Origin of the sequence: Kosakonia sp. AG348 (genome assembly GCF_003337365.1) — a bacterium.
In the GTDB taxonomy this organism is placed as follows: domain Bacteria; phylum Pseudomonadota; class Gammaproteobacteria; order Enterobacterales; family Enterobacteriaceae; genus Kosakonia.
The window spans coordinates 112,109-136,889 of sequence record NZ_QPJR01000001.1 but is presented as its reverse complement, the minus strand read 5'-3'; the positions used below and the strand labels follow the sequence as shown (position 1 = coordinate 136,889).

The following is a 24,781-nucleotide window of genomic DNA, read 5'->3' as shown; positions in this document are numbered from 1 at the left end:
TTAACATGCGCCAGCAACGGTGGGATAAACGGCGAACTCCCGTTTTTCACTCAGAGCGCATATCATCTCTTCCGGCGCTGCCCGCTTCGTGGCAGAAACGGATATTAGCGATCCGGGACTTTTAAGCCTGAAAGCAGCGCCAGGGCCCAAAATCAGCTTTGTTATTATGGAATTAACACTTACTCATCAAGGTATATGACATGTCGTTTAAGGTACGTGAAGCTAACGCTAAGGATTACGATGCATGGTTAAGGCTCTGGAACGGATATTTGCAATTTTCTGGCAGTACGCTGAGCGATGACGTTACCTCATCGACCTGGCGTCGGGTGCTGTCTCCAGACTCTGATGTCATCTGCCGGCTTGCGGAAGCCGAACAGGGCGTGGTTGGTTTTGCGATGTGCGTGTTGCATGAGGGAACATGGGTAACACAGCCTCATTGTTACCTTGAAGATCTTTTTGTTGATGAAACTATGCGCGGCCTTGGCGCGGGAAAAGCGCTGATTGAGGCGATATGTGAGGAAGCCCGGACGAAGTCATGGTCGAAAGTCTATTGGGTTACCAGAGAGTCCAATCCGGCCCGGGCACTGTATGATAAGCTTGCCGTGCTGGATAATTTTGTCCGCTATACCGTCAAGTTGTAAATACAGGATTACCTGAACCCAAATTACAACTTCGGGCAAATCGCCGTACGATGATATTTTCGTGGGCGGCCTTGTGCCAGAGGCGAAAGTCGCTAATCCCCTTGTACTCTTCACCTGTTTGTCGCGCCGTTTATTTATTAAAAATTGCACTAACGGAAAGATGTCATTCAGTCTCCTCATGTATACCTCCATCACACATATCCATTAAGAAAAGGAGGCATGAAGATGCTGAGAGGTAAGAGAGCGGTTATTACCGGTGGCGGCGGGGGATTTGGCCGGGCGCTGTGCGTGTGGCTGGCGCGAGAGGGCGTCGAGGTGAATTTTTGCGCGCGGCGGGCTGATGATATGCAAAAAACCTGCAGCATCATTACTGCCGAAGGCGGCATTGCAAAAGGGTATATCTGTGATTTAACCCGGCCTGAGTCCCTTTCTTCGTTTTCTTCACCGTTATTAACTTCAGACAAGCCCATCGACATTTTAATTCTCAATGCCGCCCAGTGGTTGTCAGGGACGTTAGACGATCAGCCTGACACAGAAATTATCACTACCATCAGTTCAGGACTTACGGGGTCGATTTTACTGACGCAGGCATTGCTGCCTGGATTAAGACGTTCAGACAGTGCTGATATCGTCTCCATTATATCTTCATGCGCGATCCCGCATTTTACGGATTCAATTGCGCATCCCGCTTTTTTTGCCAGTAAGCATGGGCTTAGCGGGTTTACAACGAAACTGTCACAGCAGTTATCTGAAGAAAATATACGCGTAACCGGGCTGTACCCACCGGATTTTGAACTTAGCGCTTTAGATACGGTTGTCGACAATCACTCCGCAATGGGGGAACGTTTACTGACTGGGCGATCGATCTGGGAAACGATTCGTTTTGTGCTGACTCAACCGCGCAGTTGCCATATCAGTAGCATCTACTTTCAGGGGACAACGCGCGAAGATCTTAGTAGTCGGGGCTGAGCCCGCTGATGCTAAACAGAACGGCCACCGTTCACTAAAGGCCGTTTATGTAAAGTAGAGATGCTTCAGTGACTGCAAATCACTTGTTTGGAGTTGCCATATAACGTTAATGTAATAGCATGTAATTATCACTTGCGGCCATAATTCTGATGCGTAGAACTACGGATTATGTTCTTAAAGAGCAACCGCTTTTTCGCGACAAGCGTTTTATTTTTCTGGGCGAATCCATACATGGTGTGGCGGAATATGCTCAATTAAGAAAGGATATAGCGGAGCGCTATTTTAAAAATTCGGCTGTATTAATTTTTGAAGCGGATAGTAAAGGGATGTTATTTTCGCATCAATATAATGAATCTGCCATTTGCCGACTTCAAAACTTCCCCAGGATATTACGTACGCAGGAAACCTTAAATTTACTGACATGGGCAATATCAAGGCAAATTCCTTGTCTTGGAATTGACGTTATTCCTCGTCGACCTGTAACTGCCTTCCCCCCGGAATGGCAACCCATTCAACAACGAGAAAGGGATGAATATTTCAGGGCCCGATCGGGAAGACACTTTTTTGCATGGCGTGACTTCCGCATGGCTGAAAATTTGATCAACTTCACTTCAGCGTATCCAGAACACCGGATGTTAATTATGCTTCACAATCTTCATATAAAACGGCGCGGTAGCCTTGAGAAGGCAGAATTACAGTTAAAATCCGTCCGAGAATATTTTGAGGATGCATTTCCCTTGCAAAGTCATTCTATTGCTCAGCTTGCCCAACGCGGTAGTGCTTTACACAATGATTTAACGCTATTTAATTTTCAAATTACCGATCCACTCTCGGTCGAACTTTTATCCGGTGCGGCGGCATACACTTTGCTTACAGCGCAACAAATACCGGATGTCAGCACTGCCTGGCATCATGCTTTCGAACGTGAAACCGTCACACCCAAAAATCAGTATGAGGGGTGTTTTATCTTTAAAGAGGTGCATCCCCCGATAATTATTTCAGCATAAAATTCAGAAGATTATGTATAACCTTGCTTCGTCGGCACCGCATTTCAGGCTTTAGCGAGCGGCTTCATGCGAAAACTGATGCCCATACGATTAATGGCATTCATAGTGGCAATAACAATGGTCAGTTCAACCAGATCTTTTTCACCGAATACAGAAAGCGCGGCGGAATAGGCTTTATCGCAAGCGTGTGTTTCACTGATACGGGTAATTTCTTCTGCCCATGCGAGCGCCGCTTGCTCTTTTTCCGAGAATAAATAGGTCGCTTCGCGCCAGACAGGCACCAGGACTATCTTTTCGATGGACATACCAGCCTTGATAAGGTCGCGAGTATGTATATCAATGCAGTGCGCACAACCGTTAATCTGTGAAACGCTTAAAAAAATTAAGTGAATAAGATCAGCGGGTAAATTTGTCCCGGTAGTAGCGTAATGATGGAGCGCTCCGATAGCCTTTCCACCTTCAGCAGAAACCTGAAACCAGTTGGGACGCTTCATACCTATCTCTCCTTTTGAAATTGTTGAGTCACTCTCTGTTTATTATTCCGATGTCATAAAGCGCCATTACGACGAATTTGAATCAGCACGTCTGTTCAGACGTTGTGATATTAGCTATTCATGACATAAATAAAAGAGGCAAATATTGAGTAAAATGGTAGGACATTCAGCGCGGGAATTTCTGCCAGTTAAACAGAGAAAACAGTCCGTTGAAGATGATTCCCGGGAATGATAAAACGCACGATTAATATCCGCTCCCCACTTATGCCAGGCTTTCAATCCGACGCGTTCGACGTCTGCGTGCCCGTAGAGCGCGCCTCCAGCTCATCTGCGCTTTAAAAACAGCTAGTGGTTCGTTATCACTCACGGACGGCTTTTTTCTTTTTCGAAAGTTCTTTCTGAGAAAAGGGTTGACGAGGTAGAACGATCGTTCTACCTTTATCGCATGAACAAGAAAACGACCGATACCCGAGAAAAAATCCTGTCTACCGCAGAGCAATTGATCTATCAAAACGGTATCCATGCCACCGGCATGGATCTTCTGGTCAAGACCTCAGGCGTAGCAAGGAAAAGTATTTATCGCTATTTCGCGACCAAGGATGACGTGGCAGCCGCCGCGTTGAATGAGCGTGATGAACGCTGGATGCACTGGTTCAGAACCGAATCTGATAAAGGCGATACCCCTCAGGAACGCATTTTGAATATGTTCACTGTCCTCAGGGGCTGGTTTGAATCAGAAGGCTTTCGTGGTTGTGCATTTATCAACACAGCCGGAGAAGTGGGGAACCCTGACGATCCCGTTCGCCAGATAGCAAAGCTGCATAAACAAAAATTGCTGGATTACACGCTCGAACTCACTGAGCAATTAAATATCGGGCAACCTGTCGCGCTGGCCAGACAGCTACTGATTCTGCTGGAGGGCGCTATCACCATGTCGTACGTAATGGGCGATTGCAGCGCCGCCGATAGCGCAAAAGACGTGGCGAAAATCTTGCTGGAACAGGCCTCTTCATAACGCCTGCGTATCAAAAAATGATTTCTACTCATATATCCGAATTTACAGGAGGCTTCACCATGTCCGAAACGCAAACCCGCCCGCCACTTCCGCCTTTCACTCGCGAGTCAGCGATTGAAAAAGTGCGTCTCGCTGAAGATGGCTGGAACAGCCGCGATGCTGAAAAAGTTTCACTGGCGTACTCACTGGATACCAAATGGCGTAACCGCGCCGAGTTTGCCAATAATCGTGAAGAGGCCAAAGCATTCCTGGCCCGTAAATGGAAAAAGGAACTTGAGTATCGTCTCATTAAAGAGTTATGGGCGTTTGACGGCAACCGTATCGCGGTCCGGTACGCTTACGAATGGCGTGATGACTCAGGCAACTGGTTCCGCTCTTACGGCAACGAAAACTGGGAATTTGAAGCCGATGGCCTGATGAAACGCCGCTTCGCCTGTATCAATGACATGCCTATCAAAGAGAGTGAACGCAAATTCCACTGGCCGCTGGGACGTCGTCCGGATGATCATCCGGGGTTGTCGGAACTGGGTCTGTAAATTTGTCGCTAAGCCCCCGGATACTGTGGTAGCCAGGGGCTTTTTCTCAACGCAAAGATAACGCCAGATGTTCATTAACATCAGGAGCCGGTTCCGTTGAGGTGAATGTCGTCATGCGTTTGACTGAGCGTAACGCGACGCAAGTTTGTCGAGAAAGATGAATAAGTTTCTGTTCATTTCGCTGTAATCCGTCGCCCGTAGTTCGTCTGCTGACTGAACGAAACGATATTCAGCGGCCCGGCGTAAATCGTTTTCGGAATGAGCAATCAACAATTCGACGATCTCCGGTGTCAGTTCCATATGGCACTGAAACCCGTAAACCCGATCAGAATACGCGACGATCTGGCGTGGACATCCCTCGCTCCAGGCGATAATTACCGCCTCAGGCGTAAGCCCCGGCATATCGTTATGCCAGTGACCTACGTTAAGGGTATTGCCGAAGTGAGAGAACATCTCGTTCATCGCTCCCTTCTCAGTCATAAAAATGGGAAACGTGCCAATCTCTTTTTCCGGACTGTGAGCAAAAGGGGCGCCCAATGCTTCGCCAATCAGTTGAGCGCCCAGGCAGACACCGATGACGGCTTTACCTGCATTCACCGCCGAGGCAATCAGCGCCTGCTCAGCGTGAGAGTCAAAATGCGCGCACTCTTCCACACTGACGGAGGGATCCTGGGGGCCGCCCATGACCACCAGCAGATCGATGTCCCGTGCATCTGCGGGAAGTTTTTGACCGGCATAAACGCGGGAAAAGGTGATCTGATGGCCGCGATGCGTAGCCCAGGTTTCGTAAGCGCCGGGCGCTTCGAAACGTTCATGAACAATGAAATGTACTCGCACAGATGTATGCTCCTGTAATACGGGTCATAAAGTTAATTAAGCGCACGTTACCCGCCAACACTATCGCGCGGGTAAGATCAGCCAGGTCATGGTAAACAAGAGGTTCTCATCTGAAATGCCAGTCAGCATTGATAAAAAGCCAAGACATGATGAGGCGACGGGATGGTCAGGCACGGCCATTTCTTACCGCCGTGGAGAGGTCGATCCCCCGCATTACCATCTTGAAGGGCAGCTATTATTTGCTACCAGAGGGGTAATGCTGGTTGAAGCCGCTGACAGACAGTGGGTTATTCCCCCGCAGCGCGCCCTCTGGATCCCCCCGTTTATGGTTCACTCTTATAGCGTTCTGTCAGATACGGAATTACGGGCGGTCTATGTCAGCAGTAGCCTGATTGCGGCGTGTACAAATTTCAGCAGGAACAGCCAGGTTCATACCATTAGCGCGACGCCACTGGTGAAAGAACTCATAAATGGCCTTTTTATGGGTGAATATAACGCGCCGATAAAGCGAAAAATGGCGCTTTTACTGCTGGAGATCCTCAGCGAGACCCCCTCCGGGGGCGCGGAACTTCCTATGCCGCGTGATGCGCGTTTATTTCGTGCCGCAAGAGAGCTGGTGTTCAGTCATCGCTGGAGCGCGTCACTGATTGACCTGGCTGACATTGCGAACATGTCGGAACGGACTTTTTCTCGCCAGTTTTTACGGGACACCGGTTTCAGCTTCCGGACATGGAAACAGCGAGCCAGAATATACGCATCCTTAGATCTCCTCGCTGATAACATCCCTGTGAAACAGATCGCCTACCAGCTCGGTTTCTCATGCCCGGCGGCGTTTTCTGCGGCGTTCCGTTCAGTGATGGGGACAACGCCCGGCGAGTTTTAACCGGGCTGCGACGGGGAAGTGCAATAACAACCAATTATGAATGCCGGTATCAGTCAAAGTAAGGTTTTAACATTTCTTCTGTCCAGTTCATAAACGCTCTTACACGCTGCGACAAGTTGCGCCGGTGCGCGACAACAAAAAACGCAGTAAGCGGCGCGGGGCGAAACTGGGGCAACACTTCAACCAGTGCACCGCTTTTGATGTGGGGTAAAAGTGAGGAATAGCCTCCCTGAATTAAACCTAACCCCGCCAGCCCCGCCTCATGATAAGCCGGTACGCTGTTGACTCTTATGGTGCCTGGTAACATCACTGAGTGGTAACCATCGCCTGCCGGATATTCCCATCCGTCAGGTTTCGAACCAAAGTTGCGCATATAGTGAACCATCCTGTGTCCCTGACTGAGAAGATCATCAATCGTCTGCGGAACACCGAAGCGATCAAGATAGCGCGGACTGGCTGCGTTGATCATGCGCAGATGCCCCAATGGCCGTGCAATAAGCGTTTCATCAACAACGGGGCCGAGGCGTACAACGCAGTCAAATCCTTCCTGAACCAGATCGACACGGCGGTCAGTACTCGACAGCTCGATTTCCAGTTCAGGATGTGCTTCCAGCAGCTGTGGCAGAGCAGGGATCACCACGCTTTGTGCCAGTACCGCTGGCATATCAACGCGAATCCTCCCCCTTAATGACTGATCGCCGTGAGAGAACATGGATTTCAGTTCCTCAGCCTCCGAGAGAAAGTCGCGGGCGCGCGAATAAAAAACCCGCCCGTCTTCAGTCAACTGTACCGTCCGCGTTGTACGGTGCAGTAGCGTAGCGCCAATTTCCTGCTCGAGTTCACGGATCACCAGTGAAGCGCGTCCTTTCTGGATGCCCAGACTTTCGGCTGCCTGGGTAAAACTCTTCATTTCCGCCACGCGCGCAAAAATGATCAGTGGCTCCAGATTTTTCATTGTTCACCTTTTGGGTAACAGTACGTTATTTTTTCCGCTATTTATGGCCATGTTAATCCTTAATAGACTGCTTTCACACCGCGTAATCGCACAACGCTGTCTGGATGCATTGAAGATCAATCATCCCCTGAAAAGGCTTTTACGTTCTCACCTGTCTATGTACTTACGCTGGCATATCCAGCCGCTAACGAAGGATAAAACCCATGAATAAAGGTTATCTCATCGCCCATGTAACCGTTTCAGACCCCGTTGCCTACGCTGAATATGCCCGAGTGGCGGCGGCGGCCATGCAGAATTTCGATCCGAAGATCATTGCCTGGTCCGGGCAGTACGAAAATCTTGAAGGAGAGTCGCATGAACGGCATGTCGTTTTTGAGTTCGATTCTTTTGCGGAAGCTAAACGCTTTTATGAAAGTCCGGAATACCAGGCCGCAAGATCACTACGTTCAGGGGCTGCCAGCGGAACGTTTGTACTGGTTGAAGGCACCGGGCTTTAACGCGCCGGGTTTCAGGTCCGTGAGTTCATGGATAGAGGCAACGCGCCCCTTAAACAAGGGGGAGGTTAATCCCCCTGTATCCTGATAAACAGGATGGCCTGCTGCCGCGAACATAACCGCAGTCTCCGCGCGGCCGGTGACGCTTCGTTCAGTTCATCGGCACGCTTGCATATGACACCGACTGTGATGGCAAGCCGCTCTTGCTGTCACCGGCTCTCCCGCAGCCAGGAATCCTCCTTCTGCACAAGGCGCACGGGATTATTGCCCTGGCAATGGGCGTCAGCGCTGTTTATTCCGCTGGCCCAGGCATGCTGATCAGCGGGTTCAGATTAACCCCTCTCACATCTTCTTTTGAGGGGGAATATTCACATAAATCTGTCTGCGCCACCTGATGCTTCAATGGTCTGCCCGGTAACAAACTGATTCCTTTCGGAGAGCAGGAAGGCGGCAATTGCCGCGATATCTTCAGGCAGCCCAAAGCGGCCTACCGGCGTTTTCTCTTTTCCCAGTAATGCCATGACGTAGTCGTCAGTTTTATCAGCCAGTTCAGGGCGGCGATGGCGGACATTCGGCAGCATATTCTGCGCCCAGTTATCCGTCGCGACAGCACCCACACCAATCGCGTTAACCAGAATGCCATCCGCCGCCACGCTCAGAGCAAGGCTTCGGGTCAGGTTGTTGATAGCGGCGCTCAGTGCATGTGAGACGGTAAGTTGCGGGTTTGGGTAGATGCCGCCAATAGAGGAAATAGTGACAATTCGCCCCCAGTTTCGTTTTTGCATCCCGGGTAACACAGCTTTGCAAAAGCGTCGCATGGCGGAGAATTTGGTTTCGGTCATTAACTGCCAGTCCTCTTCGGTGGTGGTTAACAGCGTGCCTGCATGTGCTTTTCCGGCATTATTCACCAGCAGATCAACGTGCCCAAAACCCTTTTCCGCTTGTTCAACGACCCGCGAGGGCAGGCCGGGATCGGTCACATCCCCGGCAACCGGCAGCGCCGAAACACCATACTTATCGGCGATCTTTTTCGCCGCCAGGATAAGTTCCGGTTCTTGTCTGGAAACCATAACGACATGCACACCATTTGCAGCCAGCTCCTCACAAATACTGAAACCAATCCCGGTTCGCGCTCCGGTTACCAGAGCCACTTTACCTGTCAGTTTTAAATCCATTTTGTTACTCCTCACACTCAGCACCGTTAACAACATGAGAACCATTACTAACTCATCCCGATCTCAGACGCTTGTGCCACATAATTCAGATGTCTGAAAAAAACGCGCCAAGCGTTGGGCGCCGCCTCTGCTTATGCTGCAAAAAAGCGTGAATGTAGAGCGAGGTGTAGTCAGTGCGTACGGAGAACCAGGCGCTTTCATCAGCCAGAATTCTGATGCTGGCGATTATTTGCTGCATGGTGGTCGCGAATATTTATTTTAATCAATCTGTCCTGAACCTCATTGCGGCGACCTTTCCCCATGAATGGGCTGCTGTTTCGTTGATCCCCATGGCCACCCAGTTAGGTTATGCGGCGGGTTTATTCCTGCTGATCTCATTAGGTGATTATATTGAGCGCCAGCGGCTTATCCTGCGTCAGGCGCAGGTGCTCTTCCTCGCGCTGATCGGCATGATGTTAGCCCCAACGGCGACTGTGCTGGTGTGCTTCTCTTTCCTGACGGGGATGGCGGCAACCGTTGCCCAACAAATCGTGCCGCTTGCTGCCTCTCTGTCGAAAGTGTCTTCGCGGGGAAAAACGGTAGGCACCGTGATGAGCGGTGTTCTCGCTGGCATTCTGGCTGGCCGGGCTATCGGAGGCCTTATCGGTCAGTATTTCGGCTGGCGTGGCGTCTTTTTTTCCGGCGCGGTCATGACATTGCTGGTGCTATTTTTCATCGCGCGCGTTTTGCCTTCTCAGTCATTGCCGACACCCACGTTTCACTATCCGGCGGTGTTACGTTCATTAGGTGAACTGTGGAAAAGCGAGCCGCCGGTGCGAGATGCAACACTGACACAAGCCATGCTGTTTGCCTCTTTCAGCATGCTGTGGACCGTGCTCCCTTTCTGGTTAGCGCATCGCTACGGTTATGGGGCAGGGGTAACCGGAACCCTGGCCGCTCTGGGATTAATCGGTATTTTGTGTGCGCCTCTGGCAGGCAGTTTCAGCGATCGTCAGGGACCATTCCGGATGGTGGTTTTGGGTGTGTTACTCATGCTGTTTGCCTGGGGTGCTCTCTGGGCCTGGAACAGCATGGCGGGTTTGGTGGTGGGCATTTTACTACTGGATGCGGGTGAGCAATGTGTACTGATAGCGAACCAGCACACAATTTATGCTTTGCGCCCGGATGCCAGAAACCGTCTTAATACACTCTTTATGAGCATCATGTTTCTGGGCGGAGCAGGCGGTTCACTGGCTGCCGCCTGGGTTTGGGAGATCACGCATAGCTGGGCGCTGATCTCTTCAGCGGGTGCCGGGCTGGTGATGATGGGGATGTTAATGGCGGTCAGGCGTCAACCTGGTGCATCGTTCCTGGCGGGAAAAACGCTCAAGTTATCCGGTCTTATGCCGTTAGTTATATCGATGTACGATTTCACATCAATAAGCGCAGCGTATCTATTCCGCCGTGTTCCGGATTGTGGGGTACTACGGAAAAAAGCGGTATGGACTCACCGGGGATCCACTTTACATCTCAGGTCTTGGGGAAATGGATTTTATGATTATCACGACATCCACAGCGAAATACACACAGACGCAAAGCACCTCTGAGGATATTTCAAAAACCACTCTCTCTCAGCCTGTACAGACGTCAGCGAAGACGCCGGCGGCATCAGGGCAAACGACTCTCAGCGGTATGGGGCTGCTGATGTCCCGTCTGTTCGGCGATACGGACAGCAACCCGCCTGTACAAACTCAACTGACGAAAGACACGATGGGCATGTCTTCGGTTAATTTTCTGACAAATAATGACCGCAATACGCTGGCCGGGTTGTATGCGCAGGCAAAGCAACAGGGAACGGATCTGCGCTATGTGGACGATCTCGCCCGCGATTTAGGGGATTACCGTATGTTTAATGGCGTGATGGCAAACCTTAATGACGGGAATATGTATGACACCGGCGGGCACGTACTGACTTACAAATTTATTGCAGAAGATGAGGCAACAGCCTCACGTATCCTCAACGGGGGGAAACTATCTGGCTCCGCGCTGGATGAAGGTTTTTTACGCTATGAACTGGACCCGGGATACTCTCCGACGCATTTGGCAAACTTTAACTTTATTGAAAGCATCGTCAATCAGTCCGGCAAAAATGCCGCTGGCATGGAGCAGGTTTCCGACGCGCAGTTTTCGGTTTATCAGCAAAAAGGGAATCAAAACTTTATTGTTGAGGCGGCCAGTGAAGTGACGTTGAAAACGCCGGAGCCTGATTTTGGCAGTATAAATGGTAAGTTCTTTGTAACCGCAACCGGACTGAAACATGGCTTTCGTCTGGAAGGCGGGAAAGTGGTGCAGCATCCCGTAAATTTGTTCGAGAACCTGGCAAAAACGCCAAAAACCTTACTGGAATATTTTTTGAAAGCGGATGAGGCTGATAAAAAGACCACCGGTGTTTCACATCCGCTTTTCAATTTCTTTTACGCTGCTGAATCTCTTGAAGAAAAACATGAATAACAGGCAGTTACTCAGCCGAACGTTGCGGACCCTCTGAAAGGCGTGGTCACCTGCAGTAATGTGACTTCCGTCGGCATACCTGTAGCCTCCAGTTTGCGAGGCGACTCCAGCCTGCTCCGTGATAAAGATCCATTCACCGTTGACAGCGCCAGCGGGTGCCTTGTCTAAGGCCGAGCGTAAGTCCTTTGCCGCATCAGAGTTTGAATATGCCGTCATGTCTGTCCTTCAGCTTCATGCCCTATGTATCTTGCCACCGTGCCTGATAAAAAAGTACGAATGAACATGTTGCTGTCCGTACCGTTCAGTTTCATCAGAATGTACGCATCTTGATGAAAATAATATAGATATCATCAAAATAATTTCCTCTACGGGAAATAACGCATGATGTTGATATTATCTTTTATAGAAACAAGTGGGGACATTAAAAAATGTGAACAACAGAACGTTTTTTTCTAAAACCTCATTTTGACCAATGAAATGCGCGTTTATATGAAACCATGGCACCATTTAAATTAAAGAATTTCAAATAAATGTCGTTATTACACCTAATTCAACCAGAACGGGTGCTGCTATTATGACATGGAAAAATACTCAGGGCCGAATAGGCCTGTTACTTATAAGCTTTTTCGTTATCTTATTGATAGTTACCTATATTGTTATCAAACAATTCGTTTCCCCGCAGATTATTGAAACCGAGACCAAAAATATTCAGGCGACGGTTGAATTACAAAGTAACGCGATTAAAGAGCAGATGAACCGTGTTAAGGCTCAGCAACGCTCCATCACTGAACTGGTTGTCGGTCTGCAAAGTGAGCAAATCGACGCATTATTACCGCGTCTGGTTAACCAATATGGCGATTTAAACGTATTCGGCGGTGGGATTTGGCCTCTTCCCGGCCAGCGAGATCCGGCTCGGGACAAATTCAGTACCTTCTATGCCCGCGACGCAAGCGGCAACCTGCAGGTCAACACCGTATGGAACCAGCCGGAATCGGCAAAATACTGGGAACAACCCTGGTATAAAGACGGCATGAATGCGCCGAAAGGCGAGTGTGCGTGGGCGAAAGCTTATCAGGATGCGGCCAGCCCGCAGCCCCGAACGAACTGTGCTATGGCGATCTGGAAAGACGGTAAAGCCTGGGGCGTGGCGACCATCGACGTGACGCTGGGCTTCTTTAACCAGCTGGCTGTTGAGATGGGTAAAGCGGTAAACGGCAGCGTACTGATTGTAGAAGCGGACGGCAAAATCGTCGGTAACGGCTCTTCCGTACAGGATAAACCCGCGCTGTCAAACGTTCGCGATCTCGGTATTCCGGCGGCGGCACCGTTAATAGGCCTGTTAGGCCAGGGTAAAACAACGGAAGTGCGCGGGAGCTATGACGGTGAAGATGGCGCGCATTCCCTGTTCGTTCTGCCCATCAGCGGTAGCCCATGGTTCATGGCGGTTGATATTCCGAGCAGCCACCTGGTGAGTATGTCTGACGCCATCATGACCAAGCTCACCATCGTACAGGCGATTATCGGCATCCTTATCGTCTTTATCATGATGATTATTGTGCGCAATATTTTCCATAATGTGACGTTGCTCAATCGTAATATTGAAGCGTTATCCAGCGGCGGCGCGGATTTAACGCAGCGTCTTGCGCAAAGTAAGAGCCCGGAATTCAACGCCATTATCAACAACTTCAATAAGTTTATTTCGTTCCTTAATGAGCTGATGCAGCAGGTAGGGAATAGCTCGATGGCGATCTCATCGGCTTCGCGCCAGATTGCCAGCGGTAACCTGAACCTTTCTTCGCGCACCGAAGATCAATCGGCCTCGATCGTGGAAACAGCAGCGTCCATGGAAGAACTGACCAGCACCGTGCGCCTTAACGCAGAGAACGCGTTACAGGCGAACAAGCTGGCGGAAGAGGCTTCGGCGGTGGCGAAACAAGGAGCCAGTGTGGTTAACAACGTTGTCTCCACAATGAATAGCATCAATGAGTCCTCCTCTAAAGTGGTGGAAATCATCAGTGTGATTGACGGCATCGCCTTCCAGACCAATATTCTCGCGCTTAACGCAGCAGTGGAGGCGGCAAGGGCGGGCGAGCACGGGCGTGGGTTCGCTGTGGTGGCCGGTGAAGTTCGTTCGCTGGCGCAGCGCAGTGCCCGCTCAGCTCAGGAGATCAAAAAACTGATTGAAGAGTCGGTGAGCAGCATTGAGCAGGGCAGCGGACTGGTTCGTCAGGCGGGTACCACGATGGACGGCCTGATGGAGAAAGTCGAAAGCGTGGGCGTGCTGATCTCAGAAATCAGCTCTTCCAGCGATGAACAAAGTCGTGGAATTGCGCAGATCAACATCGCCATCAACCAGCTCGATAGCGCAACGCAGCAGAATGCGGCGCTGGTGGAAGAGGTGGCGGCGGCCGCGCAGTCCATGGAAGAACAAACCGTCCAGCTCGAAAACGTGGTTGGCAGCTTCAAGCTCTGACATCCAAAATAGCCGACTCGGCAGAGTCGGCTTTCTTATCTTTTGTGCCTGTCACTTAGCCTTTCCGCCAGAGCCCACTTCGCATTTCCCTCGTTCTAAAAATCCCTTCGCGCTACTCTATTTTTACTCAACAGTTAATCACCACAGATTCAGTAGTCATATTTCAGTTGTGCAGGTAATGACCAACGGCAGCGCTGTGCCAGCAGCGGATGTTGCTACATCACAATATGTTAATCAGCCGCAAGCAGCTCAATCAGTAAATGAAGGGAGTGAGTTATCAAAAGTTGTCGCCCGCCATCATCACCAGCGGGTGATGCTTAATTGTACGCCCTCTCAGTTACAATTTGTTCGGTCTGCAGTCTGTAATGTAAAAGCTAAATAATTTCGTTGATTGAAGTCCTTCTTATATAATCTAACGGTTTCTTTGTTTCTCGAAAATATAGTTTTGCAAGAGGAACGGGCTACTTTAGTATTGAGCATGTGTACTTCGTCGTAACGTAGACTATTGCTCGAAAAATATTTAACCCCACTGGTATTTATTAATAGTGCCTTACTGGGGGATATAGGGTAATAATAATCAACAAATTCACCTTCACTTCCTTCTGGATTCAGATTTATTACTGGTTGATCAGATGTAATGAAGTCAATACTGGATTTGTTCTCAAGCAGAATAACTTTTCGGCTGCTGTTCAAGGACATGTCATAAGAAAGGTTTGTTGCCATAAATGAACACATAAACCACCAGTTTCTATTGTAAAAATCCCTTAGACGATCCCGGATATGTGTTTGGCCAGGGATCTTATCTAGTGACAGAATTAATAATTGCTTCATTTTCTGTGTTCTGGAAAACTGATGCCCTAAGAAATAACAAAACTCATAGTAAGTACCTTTGTCATCTAAGGGCAGCAAGTTTCCTGTTTTTAATTCACTTAAAATTTTTATGGCGTTCGATTCTTGCTCGGACAAATAATTTTCGAAAGCATTGCTCTGTATAATATCTTGTAAGTTTATTCCAAGTTTTGCATTTAGAGCAGGTGATAATAAAGAGACCGTTTTCTGTGTTTCGAAAATCATATTCACAAAATTCCAATGAAGTTCTTTTAATGACTCATTGCATTTGTTTGTGAAGAGAGCTATGAGTTCTTTGTCACTTTCCTTCAACATACCCATTTTGTAGAAATCTTTTTCAAGTCCCAGACCTCTGATACTGTCAGATGCAATGTTAGATTTCTTTGTGATGTAGCAAATGTTGGTTCCATCAACTGTCCAATCCTGAAGGTAATGAGCCCATACGTAATGATGTTTGGTTTTCTTCTCAAGAATTTTCATTTGATTCCTTTCGATGATAACGATCGGGAGTGATTTATAAACCATGTTACTGCTTTTGTCTTCGGTAACTTAGAGGTCTACTGGGTTAACTTTTTGTTTTTTCCAATCACTGAGCCACGCGCATTATGACTCCATACCTTAGGGGGAAGCCTCCCGTTTATCCCAACCATTCCCTTTTAGAGATCCTCTGCGGTATGACTGAGGACGAGCTTCCGCTCCTCGCTCGGAGCAGACATGGCTATGCCTTGGTTTGCCGCTTCGTGCCAGAAACGATACTTAGATCCACTCACGAATGCGTGAACAATGTGTGATTAACGCAGCCCTGGCCGATTAAAGTGGTACGCACAGCCTCAATAAGCGGGGTATGAGGTTCGTGGCCTAAGAAAGCGATCAGTTTTGCATTGTCCATCTGTATTGCCTGTTCCCATAAATAGCGCATCTCCAGCATTTCATACAGTGTGGTGTTGAAAGGTGCCATCGCCGTGATGAGCCACCAGGGAAATGATTTTTCCTTCGCGTTAACCCCCGCAAGCTGCGCGACACGCTGTATGGCTCCGGTCATCGCCGTACCATCGGCGTCCCAGTGTCCCCGCATATGAAAGCAGGCAAAAGGGTCGAGTTGATCCCGACGTGCCAACAGCGCAGCCAGAGTGTCGGCGACATCCGGCAAGTAGGCCCACTGATGGCCTGTCCCGGCTTTGCCTGGGTTTTTAATTATCCGCGGGAGGTGCCCCGGTTTAATCAATCCCTGCGAAAACCAGTTGTTGCCTGCGTCAGGGCCAAAGAAGTCACCGGCCCGCAGAATCAGCACCTTTCCGCCACGCTGTGCGTAAGCGAACAAAGCCTTCTCCATTTGCGTCCGTATTGCCCCTTTTCTGGTGACAGGATTTTGGGGAGAGTCTTCGCGCAGGAGTGGAAAGGCGTCCGGGCCGTAGTTATAAACGGTGCCCGGGAGAACGATTAATGCACCATTTCGCTCTGCGGCATTGATTGTGTTCTGTAGCATGGGCAAAACCAGTTGTTCCCAGTTTCGATAACCTGGTGGATTAACAGCATGAACAATCACATCACACTCTGACGCGGCACTCGCAACCTGCTCAGCATTCAGCGCATCACCCTTTATCCACGTCATACTCTCGTGATCTTCATTCTGCGGGGCATTGCGGCGCAACGCATGAACGTCCCATTTTTCGCGGATGAGTTTACGGGCGATTTCACCACCGATTCCACCTGTTGCGCCCAGTATGAGTACCTTGTTATTGCTGTTCATTGTCTTACCTCTTCCGGATATCTGTTGACATCGTAGTGCCTGTGCAAGCTAAATGTAATTGCATGGCATCAGATAGCAGGTATGCATTTTTGTATGAACATAAATATTCCATGGGAATGGTATCGAACCTTCCTGGCAGTGATGAAGGAAGGTTCCCTGTCGGGAGCGGCACGCATGCTTTCCATCACCCAGCCCACAGCGGGGCGTCACGTAGCGGCACTGGAATCCGCCCTTGGTCTGGTTTTGTTTACACGTTCTCAGACTGGCCTGCAGGCCACGGATGCGGCGGTAGCGATTCAGGGACATGCGCAAGCGATGGAAAACACAGCCAGTATGATTGAGCGTTCGGCTGCCAGCTTCAGTGCCCACTCCGCGGGGTTACATGGCGTGGTTCGCGTATCTGCGAGCGAAATTATCGGCACCGAAGTACTGCCCCCCCTGATTGCACAAATTAAAGAAGATTATCCTCAACTTACCATTGAACTGGTACTGTCTAACCGAATACAGGATTTATTGAACCGGGAAGCGGATATTGCGGTACGCATGAGCACACCGGTGCAGGAACAACTGATTGCGCGTCGGTTGGGCAGTATTGAAATTGGTCTGCATGCCTCGCCGTCCTATCTGGCACACCACGCCGCACCGGAAAGTATTGACGAGTTGTTCACCCATACGCTTGTGGGCTTTGATAAAACGACGCCCTTTATTTTACAGGCACTGAAACACTTTCCTCAGTTAAATCGTGAACGCTTTACCGTGCGCACTGACAGTGATGTCGCGCAACTGCACCTTATCCGCGCAGGCGCGGGCATAGGGATGTGTCAGGTTCAACTGGCCGGTTTCCCTGTTCCGTTAGAGAGGTTGATGCCTGATTTCTTTGCGTTTCATCTCGACACCTGGCTGGTGATGCATGAGGACTTGCGGCACAGTAAGGCCTGTAAAACGGTGTTCGATATTCTCGCAGCAGGCTTACAGGCTTATATCAACAACGTAGGGACATGAAGACGGCCACCTCAACGGCAGCAGGTGACGGAATATCTGGGCAGGTAGGCAGAAATCGCATGTAAATACCCGCGACCTCAATTTGTCAGAAATGTCATTACTGTGAACCTTTTCAGAAGGCAGAATGTCTGCTCCTCGCGCATTGCTGCCGTTCAGATGGATCTGATCGCTGACCAGATGGCTTAAGAATGGGGGGGGGCGTTCACTGAACAATTCTGCAGGCGCTGAGACAGTGAGTTGGCGTTGAAGAGACTGGTGGTGAAGCGCGACGTTAAGGGCTGGTGAAAAAAATGCCGCTGGCGCGGCGTTATAATCATATCTGGTTGCGCAATCAGCTGGATCGTAAATTTTCAATTGCACTGTCGCTGAGCGTGAGCACCGATTTAACGCTGACGCTTATTCTGTCAATAATGGCCTGCCGGGGGCCAAGCCGCCACGCTTCACTGTTATAAAAAGATTCCTGAGAGGATTCCAGGTGGGAGAGGCTGTCATAAGCTCTGATTAGATAGTAAGCATCATCGTCATGGGCTGAAAGACCGAAAGAAACGATATCCATACCTGCTGAACGATGAAGCGGGGCACTCTCCTCGGTCATGATCCGGTGAAACTCTTTCCCGGTGCCGGGTTTGAGAGTGTATAGCAAAAATTCCACTGCTTTCATTTTCGATATCCTGTCCATTTTTTCATCATTGCGAACTAGTGCGCTCTGGGGCCGTAAAACCAGACTGGCACGGATTTCGTCCTGAGCATTTCCTACGAACCAAAGTGGGATAGCGCGGTTCATGCCGCGTTGATTATCACCGCTGGCAGCTAATTTAAAAATGTTTAAGCATGTGATCCAGAAACGCGCGTACCGCCGGATTGGAACGGCGACTTTCGTGCCAGACAGCCGAAATATTACGCCGCGCTACCGTAAAATCTGCGAGTACGGGAACTAACTTTTTATCCCTGACCAGGGATGCCACCATAAAATTCGACGCCATACCTATTCCGGCCCCGGCAGTCATTGCGGCTATGACGGCTTCGCTGGCATCAACAATCACCGTTGACGAAGGCACAATTTCAATCTCCCGCTCACCGACACGGAACGGCCAGCGAAAAAGTTGTCCTGTATTTTGGTAACGCAGATTAATCGTTTGGTGGCTGATTAAGTCATCAGGATGTTGCGGTGGAGCGCAACCGGCTAAATATTCAGGCGAGGCATAGCATCCTATCTGATACGGCGGGAGGCGACGCGCCAGCAGGTTTGAATCCGCGAGATCGCCAATCCGAATGGCAATATCAATATTCTCATCAACGATGTTTACCACCTGGTCGCTTAACCGTAAATCAATCGTCACTTTTGGGTGAAGCGCGCAAAATTGCGCAAGCACGGGGGCGATCATGTGGATACCCACCGGTAACGATGCCGCAATCCGCAATGTACCTGCCGGTTCCGCGCGCGCGCGTTTTGCTATCTGCTCGATCTCCTCGGCATCACGTAGCAATCGCAACGCCCGTTCATGCAGCTCGCGGCCTTCGGCCGTTAACACGAGCGAGCGTGTCGTTCGGGTGAATAACGTGACGCCGAGATGCTTCTCCAGCCGTTGAATACTTTTGCTGATGGCGGAAGGTGAAACGGAGAGCGCACGGGCAGCGGCACTGTAACTGCCCAGAGCGCCGGCACGAGCGAATGCGATGAGACCCGTGAGTCTTTCAAAACCGATTTGTTCCTTCATGGCACAATTAAAGCGAAATACAGCCACATTATCAATCGTGAATATTAGCCGTATGCTCTGTCACCTGAGTGTTTTTTAGCGTGAGACGGTAATGACTGAGATGATGAAAGCTGTACAGCTACATGCATTTGGTGGGCCAGATAACCTGCTTTATGAAGACGTTCCCCGGCCCCGGGTGGGAAACGACGAGGTTCTGGTTCATGTGCAAGCGGCCAGCCTTAACCCGCCAGACTGGTATCTGCGTGACGGGTATCGGGCACTTCCGCGTGAATGGTGGCCCGAACCCACTTTTCCGCTTATTTTGGGAACGGACATCTCAGGTGTTGTCGCGGCGGTCGGTAAATATGTTACCGGGTTCAGCATCGGGGATGAGGTCTATTCGATGGTGCGTTTTCCTGAAAAGGTGATGGAGGGCAGTGGCGCTTATGCAGAATATGTCAGTGTTCCTTCGTCAGAACTGGCGCTGAAACCGCAGGGAGTTGGGCATGTTCAGGCTGCCGGCGCCCCGATGTCACTGCTCACGGCCTGGCAGTTTCTTATCGAAACCGGGCATGACGCGCCGAATCCTTTCCAGTCTTTTCCACATAAAGCCGTTCCATTAAAAGGGCGAACCGTGTTGGTCAATGGTGCCGGCGGCGGCGTGGGACACCTTGCTGTTCAGCTTGCCCGCTGGAAAGGTGCGCAGGTCATCGCCGTGGCTTCCTCCCACAATGAAGCGCTTTTACGCGAGCTGGGGGCAGACGAGTTTATCGACTACACCAAAACCGCAGCCGAGAACGCAGTAAAAAATGTTGATCTCGTTTTTGATGCGGTGGGCGGCGCAACTATGGCGCGCTTTCTGCGTTGTATCAGACCTGGCGGCGCACTCTTTCTGGTTAATCCTTTGGGCTTTTCCGCACAACATGAGGCCGCGCAAAAAGCGGTGACGGTGTCATCCACGCAAGTGCGCTCCAGCGGTGCGCAATTAGCGCAAGCAGGCCGTCTTCTGGAAGAAGGTGTGGTTCGGGTGGTGATTGATAGCACCTATCCGCTCGCAATGGCATCTGCTGCCCACCAGCGCGCAGCAATGGGAAGGATTCAGGGCAAAATTGTGCTGACAAACTTTTGATAATAACGATCCTCGATCGGCCAGCCATGGCGATCGGGAATAGCAGATAAAAGGCGACGATATGCTCATCATTTGTGGCTATGTGAAGATCAACCCCTCTGATTTATCGCTTTTTATGGCCGATATGAAAGTGCTTGCTCAAACCGTGCGAAAACGTGCAGGAAACCTCTCGTATGACGTGGCCGTAGAGGATCACCTGGCGGGAAACGTGCTCATATTGGAACGCTGGAAAGATCAGGATGCGCTGACCGCGCATCTGGCCGCTCCCCACACCCGGGCATTTATCACCCGATGGCAGCAACGAATGACCGCCGAAATCCTGAAATATGATGCGCTTAACGAAAGAGGGCTACTGGATAGGGAATGACAATGTAAGGGCGAGGATATTTGACTAGCGGTTGTTCCCAAACGTTGCCGTTTTTTTGTGCGGGCAGGTTTCTCGCGGGCTCGTCATCTGTCCAACTGGCTGCGCCCGGTCGGGGCTTCTCACCCCCTGGTGGAGTGCGACAGGCGAAAAAAAAGCCCGCATCTGCCTGCGAGCTCTTCTTTGAATGATGGCGGTGAGGGGGGATTGATTCGCTGTGCTCACCCTACGGGCAGCCCATTCACGGCGTTCATAGTCTGTCCAACTGGCTGCGCCAGTTGTCGACCCCCGGTCAGGGCTTCTCATCCCCCCTTGTGGAGTGCGACAGGCGAAAGAAAAGCCCGCATTTGCCTGCGAGCTCTTCTTTGAATGATGGCGGTGAGGGGGGGATTGATTCGCTGCGCTCACCCTACGGGCAGCCCATTCACGGCGTTCATAGTCTGTCCAGCTGGCTGCGCCAGTTGTCGCCCCCTGGTCGGGGCTTCTCATCCCCCCTGGGGAGTGCGATATGCGAAAAAAAAAGCCCGCATTTGCATGCGAGCTCTTCTTTGAATGATGGCGGTGAGGGGGGGATTGATTCGCTGCGCTCACCCTACGGGTAGCCCATTCACGGCGTTCATGGTCTGTCCAACTGGCTGCGCCAGTTGTCGACCCCCGGTCGGGGCTTCTCACCCCCCTGGTGGAGTGCGACAGGCGAAAAAAAGCCCGCATTTGCATGCGAGCTCTTCTTCGAATGATGGCGGTGAGGGGGGGATTCGAACCCCCGATACGTTGCCGTATACACACTTTCCAGGCGTGCTCCTTCAGCCACTCGGACACCTCACCACATTGTCTTCCCGGTGTTACCGGGACGGGCGCTAATGTAGGGAAAACCCGGAACGCCGTCAATCCTCTTTTTCAATAAATTAGCGCGTTTAGACAAACTTCAAACAACCTGCTTCTTAAACGTTCTGAAATCGCTTTTTTTCTCGGCACGGCACTTTCTCCGCGAGGTATGAGAGAAATTTGTTATGCTGAGCGGCCTTCGCGAAAAAGCATAATTGTTCCGGAAAATAACCGGATACATCACATCAGGTTCTGGAGTTGATATGGAAATTATCTTTTATCACCCCTCATTCAATAACAATGACTGGATCCGCGCATTGCGGCAGGCGCTGCCGCAGGCAAATATCCGTGCGTGGACGCCGGGCGATAATGCCCATGCCGATTATGCGCTGGTCTGGCATCCACCGGTTGCGATGCTCAAAGGCCGACAATTAAAAGGCGTGTTTGCACTGGGGGCGGGAGTTGACTCGATTCTTAGCCAGTTGCAGGCTCATCCTGAGATGCTTCCCGAGTCTATTCCACTGTATCGCCTGGAGGATACCGGCATGGGGCTGCAAATGCAGGAGTATGCCGTGAGCCAGGTGCTGCACTGGTTCAGGCGCTTTGATGATTACCAGGCGCTAAAACTGCAGGCGAAATGGCAACCGCTGGATGAATACGAACGTGAAGACTTCACTATTGGCATCCTCGGCGCGGGTGTGCTCGGCACAAAAGTGGCCGAAAGTCTGCTCCAGTGGGGGTTCCCGCTGCGTAGCTGGAGTCGCAGCCGTAAAAACATGCCCGGCGTGACCAGCTTTGCGGGTGGCGAGGAGTTGCCCGACTTTCTTCATGGCACACGAGTGTTGATCAATCTGCTGCCGAACACCCCGGAAACGGCTGGCATTATTAACACTGCGTTGCTCAATCAACTGGCTGACAGCAGCTATGTAATAAATCTTGCGCGCGGTGTGCATGTTGTCGAGCGTGATTTGCTTGCTGCTTTGGAGAGCGGCAAGCTGAAAGGCGCCATGCTCGATGTCTTTAGTCAGGAGCCGCTCCCATCTGATAATCCGTTGTGGGCGCATCCACGTGTGGCGATGACGCCGCATATGGCGGCGACGACACGCCGCAGTGAAGCCGTGGCTTTTATTGCGCAGGCTATTCAGGCTATTGAGCGGGGCGAAGCGGTGAGCGGGCGGGTAGACAGAGCGCGTGGTTATTGACAGACGCCCGGCATCGCCGGGTTTTGTCATTAAACTCGCGAACGATAACTGCTATCCTTTGCAGAAATAACTACAGGAGTGAGTCATGTATCCCGTTGACCTGCATATGCATACCGTCGCCAGCACCCACGCTTACAGTACGCTTCACGATTATATTGCCGAGGCAAAACGCAAAGGGATTAAGCTCTTTGCCATTACCGACCACGGGCCGGATATGGCGGATGCGCCGCACTACTGGCACTTTGTGAATATGCGCATCTGGCCGCGGCTGGTCGATGGCGTGGGTATTTTGCGAGGTATCGAAGCCAATATTAAAAACACCGAGGGTGAAATCGACTGCACCGGACCGATGTTGACATCGCTGGATCTGATCATTGCAGGTTTCCATGAGCCGGTGTTTCCGCCGCAGGATAAAGCCACCCACACTCAGGCCATGATTGCGACTATCGCCAGCGGCAATGTCCATATTATTAGCCATCCCGGTAACCCGAAATTTGACATTGATATTCCGGCCGTTGCCGCTGCCGCCGCGAAATATGGCGTCGCGCTTGAAATTAACAATTCATCGTTTGTCCATTCGCGCAAAGGCAGCGAGGCGAATTGCCGCGCCGTGGCTGCCGCCGTGCGTGATGCCGGCGGCTGGGTGGCGCTGGGATCGGATTCTCACACCGCGTTTACGCTGGGCGATTTCAGTGAGTGCCGTAAGGTGCTGGATGACGTCGGTTTCCCGGAAGATCGTATTTTGAATGTCTCGCCGCGTCGTCTGCTGGATTTCCTCGAATCCCGCGGCATGGCACCAATTCCCGAATTTGCAGAACTTTAATACTGACTGGAACAACTGAATGAACGAATTTTCAATTCTCTGCCGTGTACTGGGCTCGCTGTTTTACCGCCAGCCGCAAGATCCTCTACTGGTGCCGCTCTATACCATGATCCGGGAGGGGAAACTGGCGGAAAGCTGGCCGCTGGAGCAGGATGAGCTGCTTGAACGGTTGCAGAAAAACTGTGATGCGCAGGCACTGGCGGCCGATTACAACGCGCTGTTTGTCGGGGAAGAGTGCCGCGTCTCGCCTTATCGCAGTGCCTGGGTGGAAGGTGCTACGGAAGCGGAAGTGCGTTCATTTTTGTCCAGTCGCGGCATGCCGTTAACCGATGCGCCAGCCGATCACATCGGCACGTTGCTGCTGGCGGCATCATGGCTGGAAGATCAGGCCGCAGAAGATGAAAGCGAAGCGCAGGAGACCTTATTCGCCGATTATATCCTGCCCTGGTGCGGCACCTTCTTTGGCAAAGTTGAAGCCCATGCGACAACGCCGTTCTGGCGCACCATGGCGCCACTGACACGCGATGCAATTGCCGCGATGTGGGATGAGTTGCAGGAAGAGCCAGAAGATTAATTGTGATTTTAATCACAATTAAAATGCAACTGAGATAGCTGGTTTTCAAATAGTGTGCGTATTGTCGCATATCCGGGGCGTGCATCTGCTATGATGCGCGCCATGAACATTCTCCTTTCTATCGCAATTACGACAGGCATTCTCTCCGGTATCTGGGGCTGGGTGGCTGTCGCTTTCGGTTTATTAAGCTGGGCCGGTTTTCTCGGCTGCACCGCCTATTTCGCGTGTCCGCAGGGCGGTGTGAAAGGGCTGCTTATTTCCGCCTGTACGGTGATGAGTGGCGTGGCCTGGGCGCAGGTCATGATTCATGGCGCAGCCCTGGCTCCGCATCTGGAGATCGTCGGCTATCTGATGACCGGGGTGGTGGCGTTTTTGATGTGTCTGCAGGCCCGGAACGTGCTGCTTTCTTTTGTACCGGGGACATTCATTGGCGCCTGCGCGACGTTTGCCGGGCAGGGCGACTGGCGGCTGGTTATCCCGTCGCTGGCGGTGGGGTTAGTGTTTGGCTATGCCATGAAAAACAGCGGGCTGTGGCTGGCTTCCCGCCGCGCGCAGCCGCTGCTCAAAGAGCAAGAAAAAGCGTGACCGCAAGTCACG

General features: G+C 51.1%; 25 protein-coding genes and 1 tRNA gene. 17 read left to right on the top strand and 9 right to left on the bottom strand.

From position 1 onward, the window contains the following. Nucleotides 1-200: 200 nt before the first annotated feature. The 3 genes from DFO56_RS00765 to DFO56_RS00755 all read left to right on the top strand — a co-directional run bounded on the left by DFO56_RS00765 (nucleotide 201) and on the right by DFO56_RS00755 (nucleotide 2,617). On the top strand, nucleotides 201-641 hold the full coding sequence (locus DFO56_RS00765; protein WP_045506974.1) for a GNAT family N-acetyltransferase: 441 nt from the start codon (nucleotides 201-203) through the stop codon (nucleotides 639-641). Nucleotides 642-860: 219 nt separating this feature from the next. Then, nucleotides 861-1,610: an SDR family oxidoreductase gene (locus DFO56_RS00760; protein WP_233500351.1), complete on the top strand. Its 750-nt coding sequence runs from the start codon at nucleotides 861-863 to the stop codon at nucleotides 1,608-1,610. Nucleotides 1,611-1,759: 149 nt separating this feature from the next. Continuing rightward, on the top strand, nucleotides 1,760-2,617 hold the full coding sequence (locus tag DFO56_RS00755) for a hypothetical protein (RefSeq protein WP_045506977.1): 858 nt from the start codon (nucleotides 1,760-1,762) through the stop codon (nucleotides 2,615-2,617). Between the two features lie 44 nt (nucleotides 2,618-2,661). Here DFO56_RS00755 and DFO56_RS00750 read toward each other — a convergent pair whose 3' ends face one another. Further along, nucleotides 2,662-3,111 carry a carboxymuconolactone decarboxylase family protein gene (locus DFO56_RS00750; RefSeq protein ID WP_045506980.1) on the bottom strand — a complete coding sequence of 150 codons (450 nt, stop codon included), beginning with the start codon at nucleotides 3,109-3,111 and terminating at the stop codon, nucleotides 2,662-2,664. Between the two features lie 445 nt (nucleotides 3,112-3,556). Between DFO56_RS00750 and DFO56_RS00745 the strand changes: the two genes are divergently transcribed. Beyond that, nucleotides 3,557-4,126 carry a TetR/AcrR family transcriptional regulator gene (locus DFO56_RS00745; RefSeq protein ID WP_045506983.1) on the top strand — a complete coding sequence of 190 codons (570 nt, stop codon included), beginning with the start codon at nucleotides 3,557-3,559 and terminating at the stop codon, nucleotides 4,124-4,126. A 59-nt stretch (nucleotides 4,127-4,185) separates the two neighbouring features. Continuing rightward, nucleotides 4,186-4,662, top strand: a complete 477-nt coding sequence (locus DFO56_RS00740) for a nuclear transport factor 2 family protein (protein WP_017456351.1) — start codon at nucleotides 4,186-4,188, stop codon at nucleotides 4,660-4,662. A 111-nt stretch (nucleotides 4,663-4,773) separates the two neighbouring features. Here the strand turns inward: DFO56_RS00740 and DFO56_RS00735 are convergent, their stop codons facing one another. Next, on the bottom strand, nucleotides 4,774-5,499 hold the full coding sequence (locus DFO56_RS00735) for a type 1 glutamine amidotransferase (protein WP_045506986.1): 726 nt from the start codon (nucleotides 5,497-5,499) through the stop codon (nucleotides 4,774-4,776). 115 nt (nucleotides 5,500-5,614) lie between these two features. On the opposite strand from DFO56_RS00735, the gene DFO56_RS00730 reads away from it, so the two are divergent. Beyond that, nucleotides 5,615-6,382 carry a helix-turn-helix domain-containing protein gene (locus tag DFO56_RS00730; protein ID WP_045506989.1) on the top strand — a complete coding sequence of 256 codons (768 nt, stop codon included), beginning with the start codon at nucleotides 5,615-5,617 and terminating at the stop codon, nucleotides 6,380-6,382. Between the two features lie 49 nt (nucleotides 6,383-6,431). Here the strand turns inward: DFO56_RS00730 and DFO56_RS00725 are convergent, their stop codons facing one another. Further along, nucleotides 6,432-7,337: a LysR family transcriptional regulator gene (locus tag DFO56_RS00725; RefSeq protein ID WP_045506991.1), complete on the bottom strand. Its 906-nt coding sequence runs from the start codon at nucleotides 7,335-7,337 to the stop codon at nucleotides 6,432-6,434. A gap of 203 nt (nucleotides 7,338-7,540) precedes the next feature. On the opposite strand from DFO56_RS00725, the gene DFO56_RS00720 reads away from it, so the two are divergent. Then, nucleotides 7,541-7,834 carry a DUF1330 domain-containing protein gene (locus DFO56_RS00720; RefSeq protein ID WP_045506994.1) on the top strand — a complete coding sequence of 98 codons (294 nt, stop codon included), beginning with the start codon at nucleotides 7,541-7,543 and terminating at the stop codon, nucleotides 7,832-7,834. A 365-nt stretch (nucleotides 7,835-8,199) separates the two neighbouring features. Here DFO56_RS00720 and DFO56_RS00715 read toward each other — a convergent pair whose 3' ends face one another. After that, complete coding sequence (locus DFO56_RS00715) at nucleotides 8,200-9,006, bottom strand: SDR family NAD(P)-dependent oxidoreductase (RefSeq protein WP_045506997.1); 807 nt, start codon at nucleotides 9,004-9,006, stop codon at nucleotides 8,200-8,202. Nucleotides 9,007-9,179: 173 nt separating this feature from the next. On the opposite strand from DFO56_RS00715, the gene DFO56_RS00710 reads away from it, so the two are divergent. From DFO56_RS00710 to DFO56_RS00695, 3 genes are all read left to right on the top strand, one after another. Beyond that, entirely contained in the window at nucleotides 9,180-10,592 is a 1,413-nt protein-coding gene (locus tag DFO56_RS00710; protein ID WP_233500350.1) for an MFS transporter, read from the top strand. Then, the gene (locus tag DFO56_RS00705) at nucleotides 10,531-11,496 is read left to right on the top strand and encodes a hypothetical protein (RefSeq protein ID WP_233500370.1); all 966 of its coding nucleotides are present in this window, start codon (nucleotides 10,531-10,533) and stop codon (nucleotides 11,494-11,496) included. Before DFO56_RS00710 ends, DFO56_RS00705 begins: the two co-directional genes overlap by 62 nt. Before the next feature lie 574 nt (nucleotides 11,497-12,070). Further along, on the top strand, nucleotides 12,071-13,969 hold the full coding sequence (locus DFO56_RS00695) for a methyl-accepting chemotaxis protein (RefSeq protein WP_045507004.1): 1,899 nt from the start codon (nucleotides 12,071-12,073) through the stop codon (nucleotides 13,967-13,969). A 333-nt stretch (nucleotides 13,970-14,302) separates the two neighbouring features. Here DFO56_RS00695 and DFO56_RS00690 read toward each other — a convergent pair whose 3' ends face one another. Then, nucleotides 14,303-15,298: a DUF4238 domain-containing protein gene (locus tag DFO56_RS00690; RefSeq protein ID WP_045507007.1), complete on the bottom strand. Its 996-nt coding sequence runs from the start codon at nucleotides 15,296-15,298 to the stop codon at nucleotides 14,303-14,305. 286 nt (nucleotides 15,299-15,584) lie between these two features. Next, nucleotides 15,585-16,568, bottom strand: a complete 984-nt coding sequence (locus DFO56_RS00685) for an NAD-dependent epimerase/dehydratase family protein (RefSeq protein WP_045507010.1) — start codon at nucleotides 16,566-16,568, stop codon at nucleotides 15,585-15,587. Between the two features lie 93 nt (nucleotides 16,569-16,661). On the opposite strand from DFO56_RS00685, the gene DFO56_RS00680 reads away from it, so the two are divergent. Beyond that, the gene (locus tag DFO56_RS00680) at nucleotides 16,662-17,570 is read left to right on the top strand and encodes a LysR family transcriptional regulator (protein WP_045507013.1); all 909 of its coding nucleotides are present in this window, start codon (nucleotides 16,662-16,664) and stop codon (nucleotides 17,568-17,570) included. A 331-nt stretch (nucleotides 17,571-17,901) separates the two neighbouring features. On the opposite strand, the gene DFO56_RS00675 is transcribed toward DFO56_RS00680, so the two are convergent. Together DFO56_RS00675 and DFO56_RS00670 are read right to left on the bottom strand one after the other, a co-directional pair. Beyond that, a complete protein-coding gene (locus DFO56_RS00675) occupies nucleotides 17,902-18,231 on the bottom strand; it encodes an NIPSNAP family protein (RefSeq protein ID WP_071925278.1) in 330 nt (109 codons plus the stop codon). 154 nt (nucleotides 18,232-18,385) lie between these two features. Continuing rightward, nucleotides 18,386-19,288 carry a LysR family transcriptional regulator gene (locus tag DFO56_RS00670; protein ID WP_045507016.1) on the bottom strand — a complete coding sequence of 301 codons (903 nt, stop codon included), beginning with the start codon at nucleotides 19,286-19,288 and terminating at the stop codon, nucleotides 18,386-18,388. A 91-nt stretch (nucleotides 19,289-19,379) separates the two neighbouring features. Between DFO56_RS00670 and DFO56_RS00665 the strand changes: the two genes are divergently transcribed. Both DFO56_RS00665 and DFO56_RS00660 read left to right on the top strand, forming a co-directional pair. Beyond that, nucleotides 19,380-20,396, top strand: a complete 1,017-nt coding sequence (locus DFO56_RS00665; RefSeq protein WP_045507020.1) for an NADP-dependent oxidoreductase — start codon at nucleotides 19,380-19,382, stop codon at nucleotides 20,394-20,396. A 61-nt stretch (nucleotides 20,397-20,457) separates the two neighbouring features. After that, the gene (locus DFO56_RS00660; protein WP_045507023.1) at nucleotides 20,458-20,763 is read left to right on the top strand and encodes a putative quinol monooxygenase; all 306 of its coding nucleotides are present in this window, start codon (nucleotides 20,458-20,460) and stop codon (nucleotides 20,761-20,763) included. A gap of 734 nt (nucleotides 20,764-21,497) precedes the next feature. On the opposite strand, the gene DFO56_RS00645 is transcribed toward DFO56_RS00660, so the two are convergent. Next, a tRNA-Ser gene (locus DFO56_RS00645) sits at nucleotides 21,498-21,585 on the bottom strand. 263 nt (nucleotides 21,586-21,848) lie between these two features. On the opposite strand from DFO56_RS00645, the gene ghrA reads away from it, so the two are divergent. From ghrA to DFO56_RS00625, 4 genes are all read left to right on the top strand, one after another. Beyond that, nucleotides 21,849-22,787, top strand: coding sequence for a glyoxylate/hydroxypyruvate reductase GhrA (gene ghrA, locus DFO56_RS00640; protein ID WP_045507026.1), 939 nt, complete (start codon nucleotides 21,849-21,851; stop codon nucleotides 22,785-22,787). Between the two features lie 85 nt (nucleotides 22,788-22,872). After that, complete coding sequence (locus DFO56_RS00635) at nucleotides 22,873-23,610, top strand: phosphatase (protein WP_020457399.1); 738 nt, start codon at nucleotides 22,873-22,875, stop codon at nucleotides 23,608-23,610. Nucleotides 23,611-23,629: 19 nt separating this feature from the next. After that, nucleotides 23,630-24,184: a molecular chaperone gene (locus DFO56_RS00630; RefSeq protein WP_045507029.1), complete on the top strand. Its 555-nt coding sequence runs from the start codon at nucleotides 23,630-23,632 to the stop codon at nucleotides 24,182-24,184. A 102-nt stretch (nucleotides 24,185-24,286) separates the two neighbouring features. Next, nucleotides 24,287-24,769, top strand: coding sequence for a DUF1097 domain-containing protein (locus tag DFO56_RS00625; RefSeq protein ID WP_202819292.1), 483 nt, complete (start codon nucleotides 24,287-24,289; stop codon nucleotides 24,767-24,769). Nucleotides 24,770-24,781 lie beyond the last annotated feature (12 nt).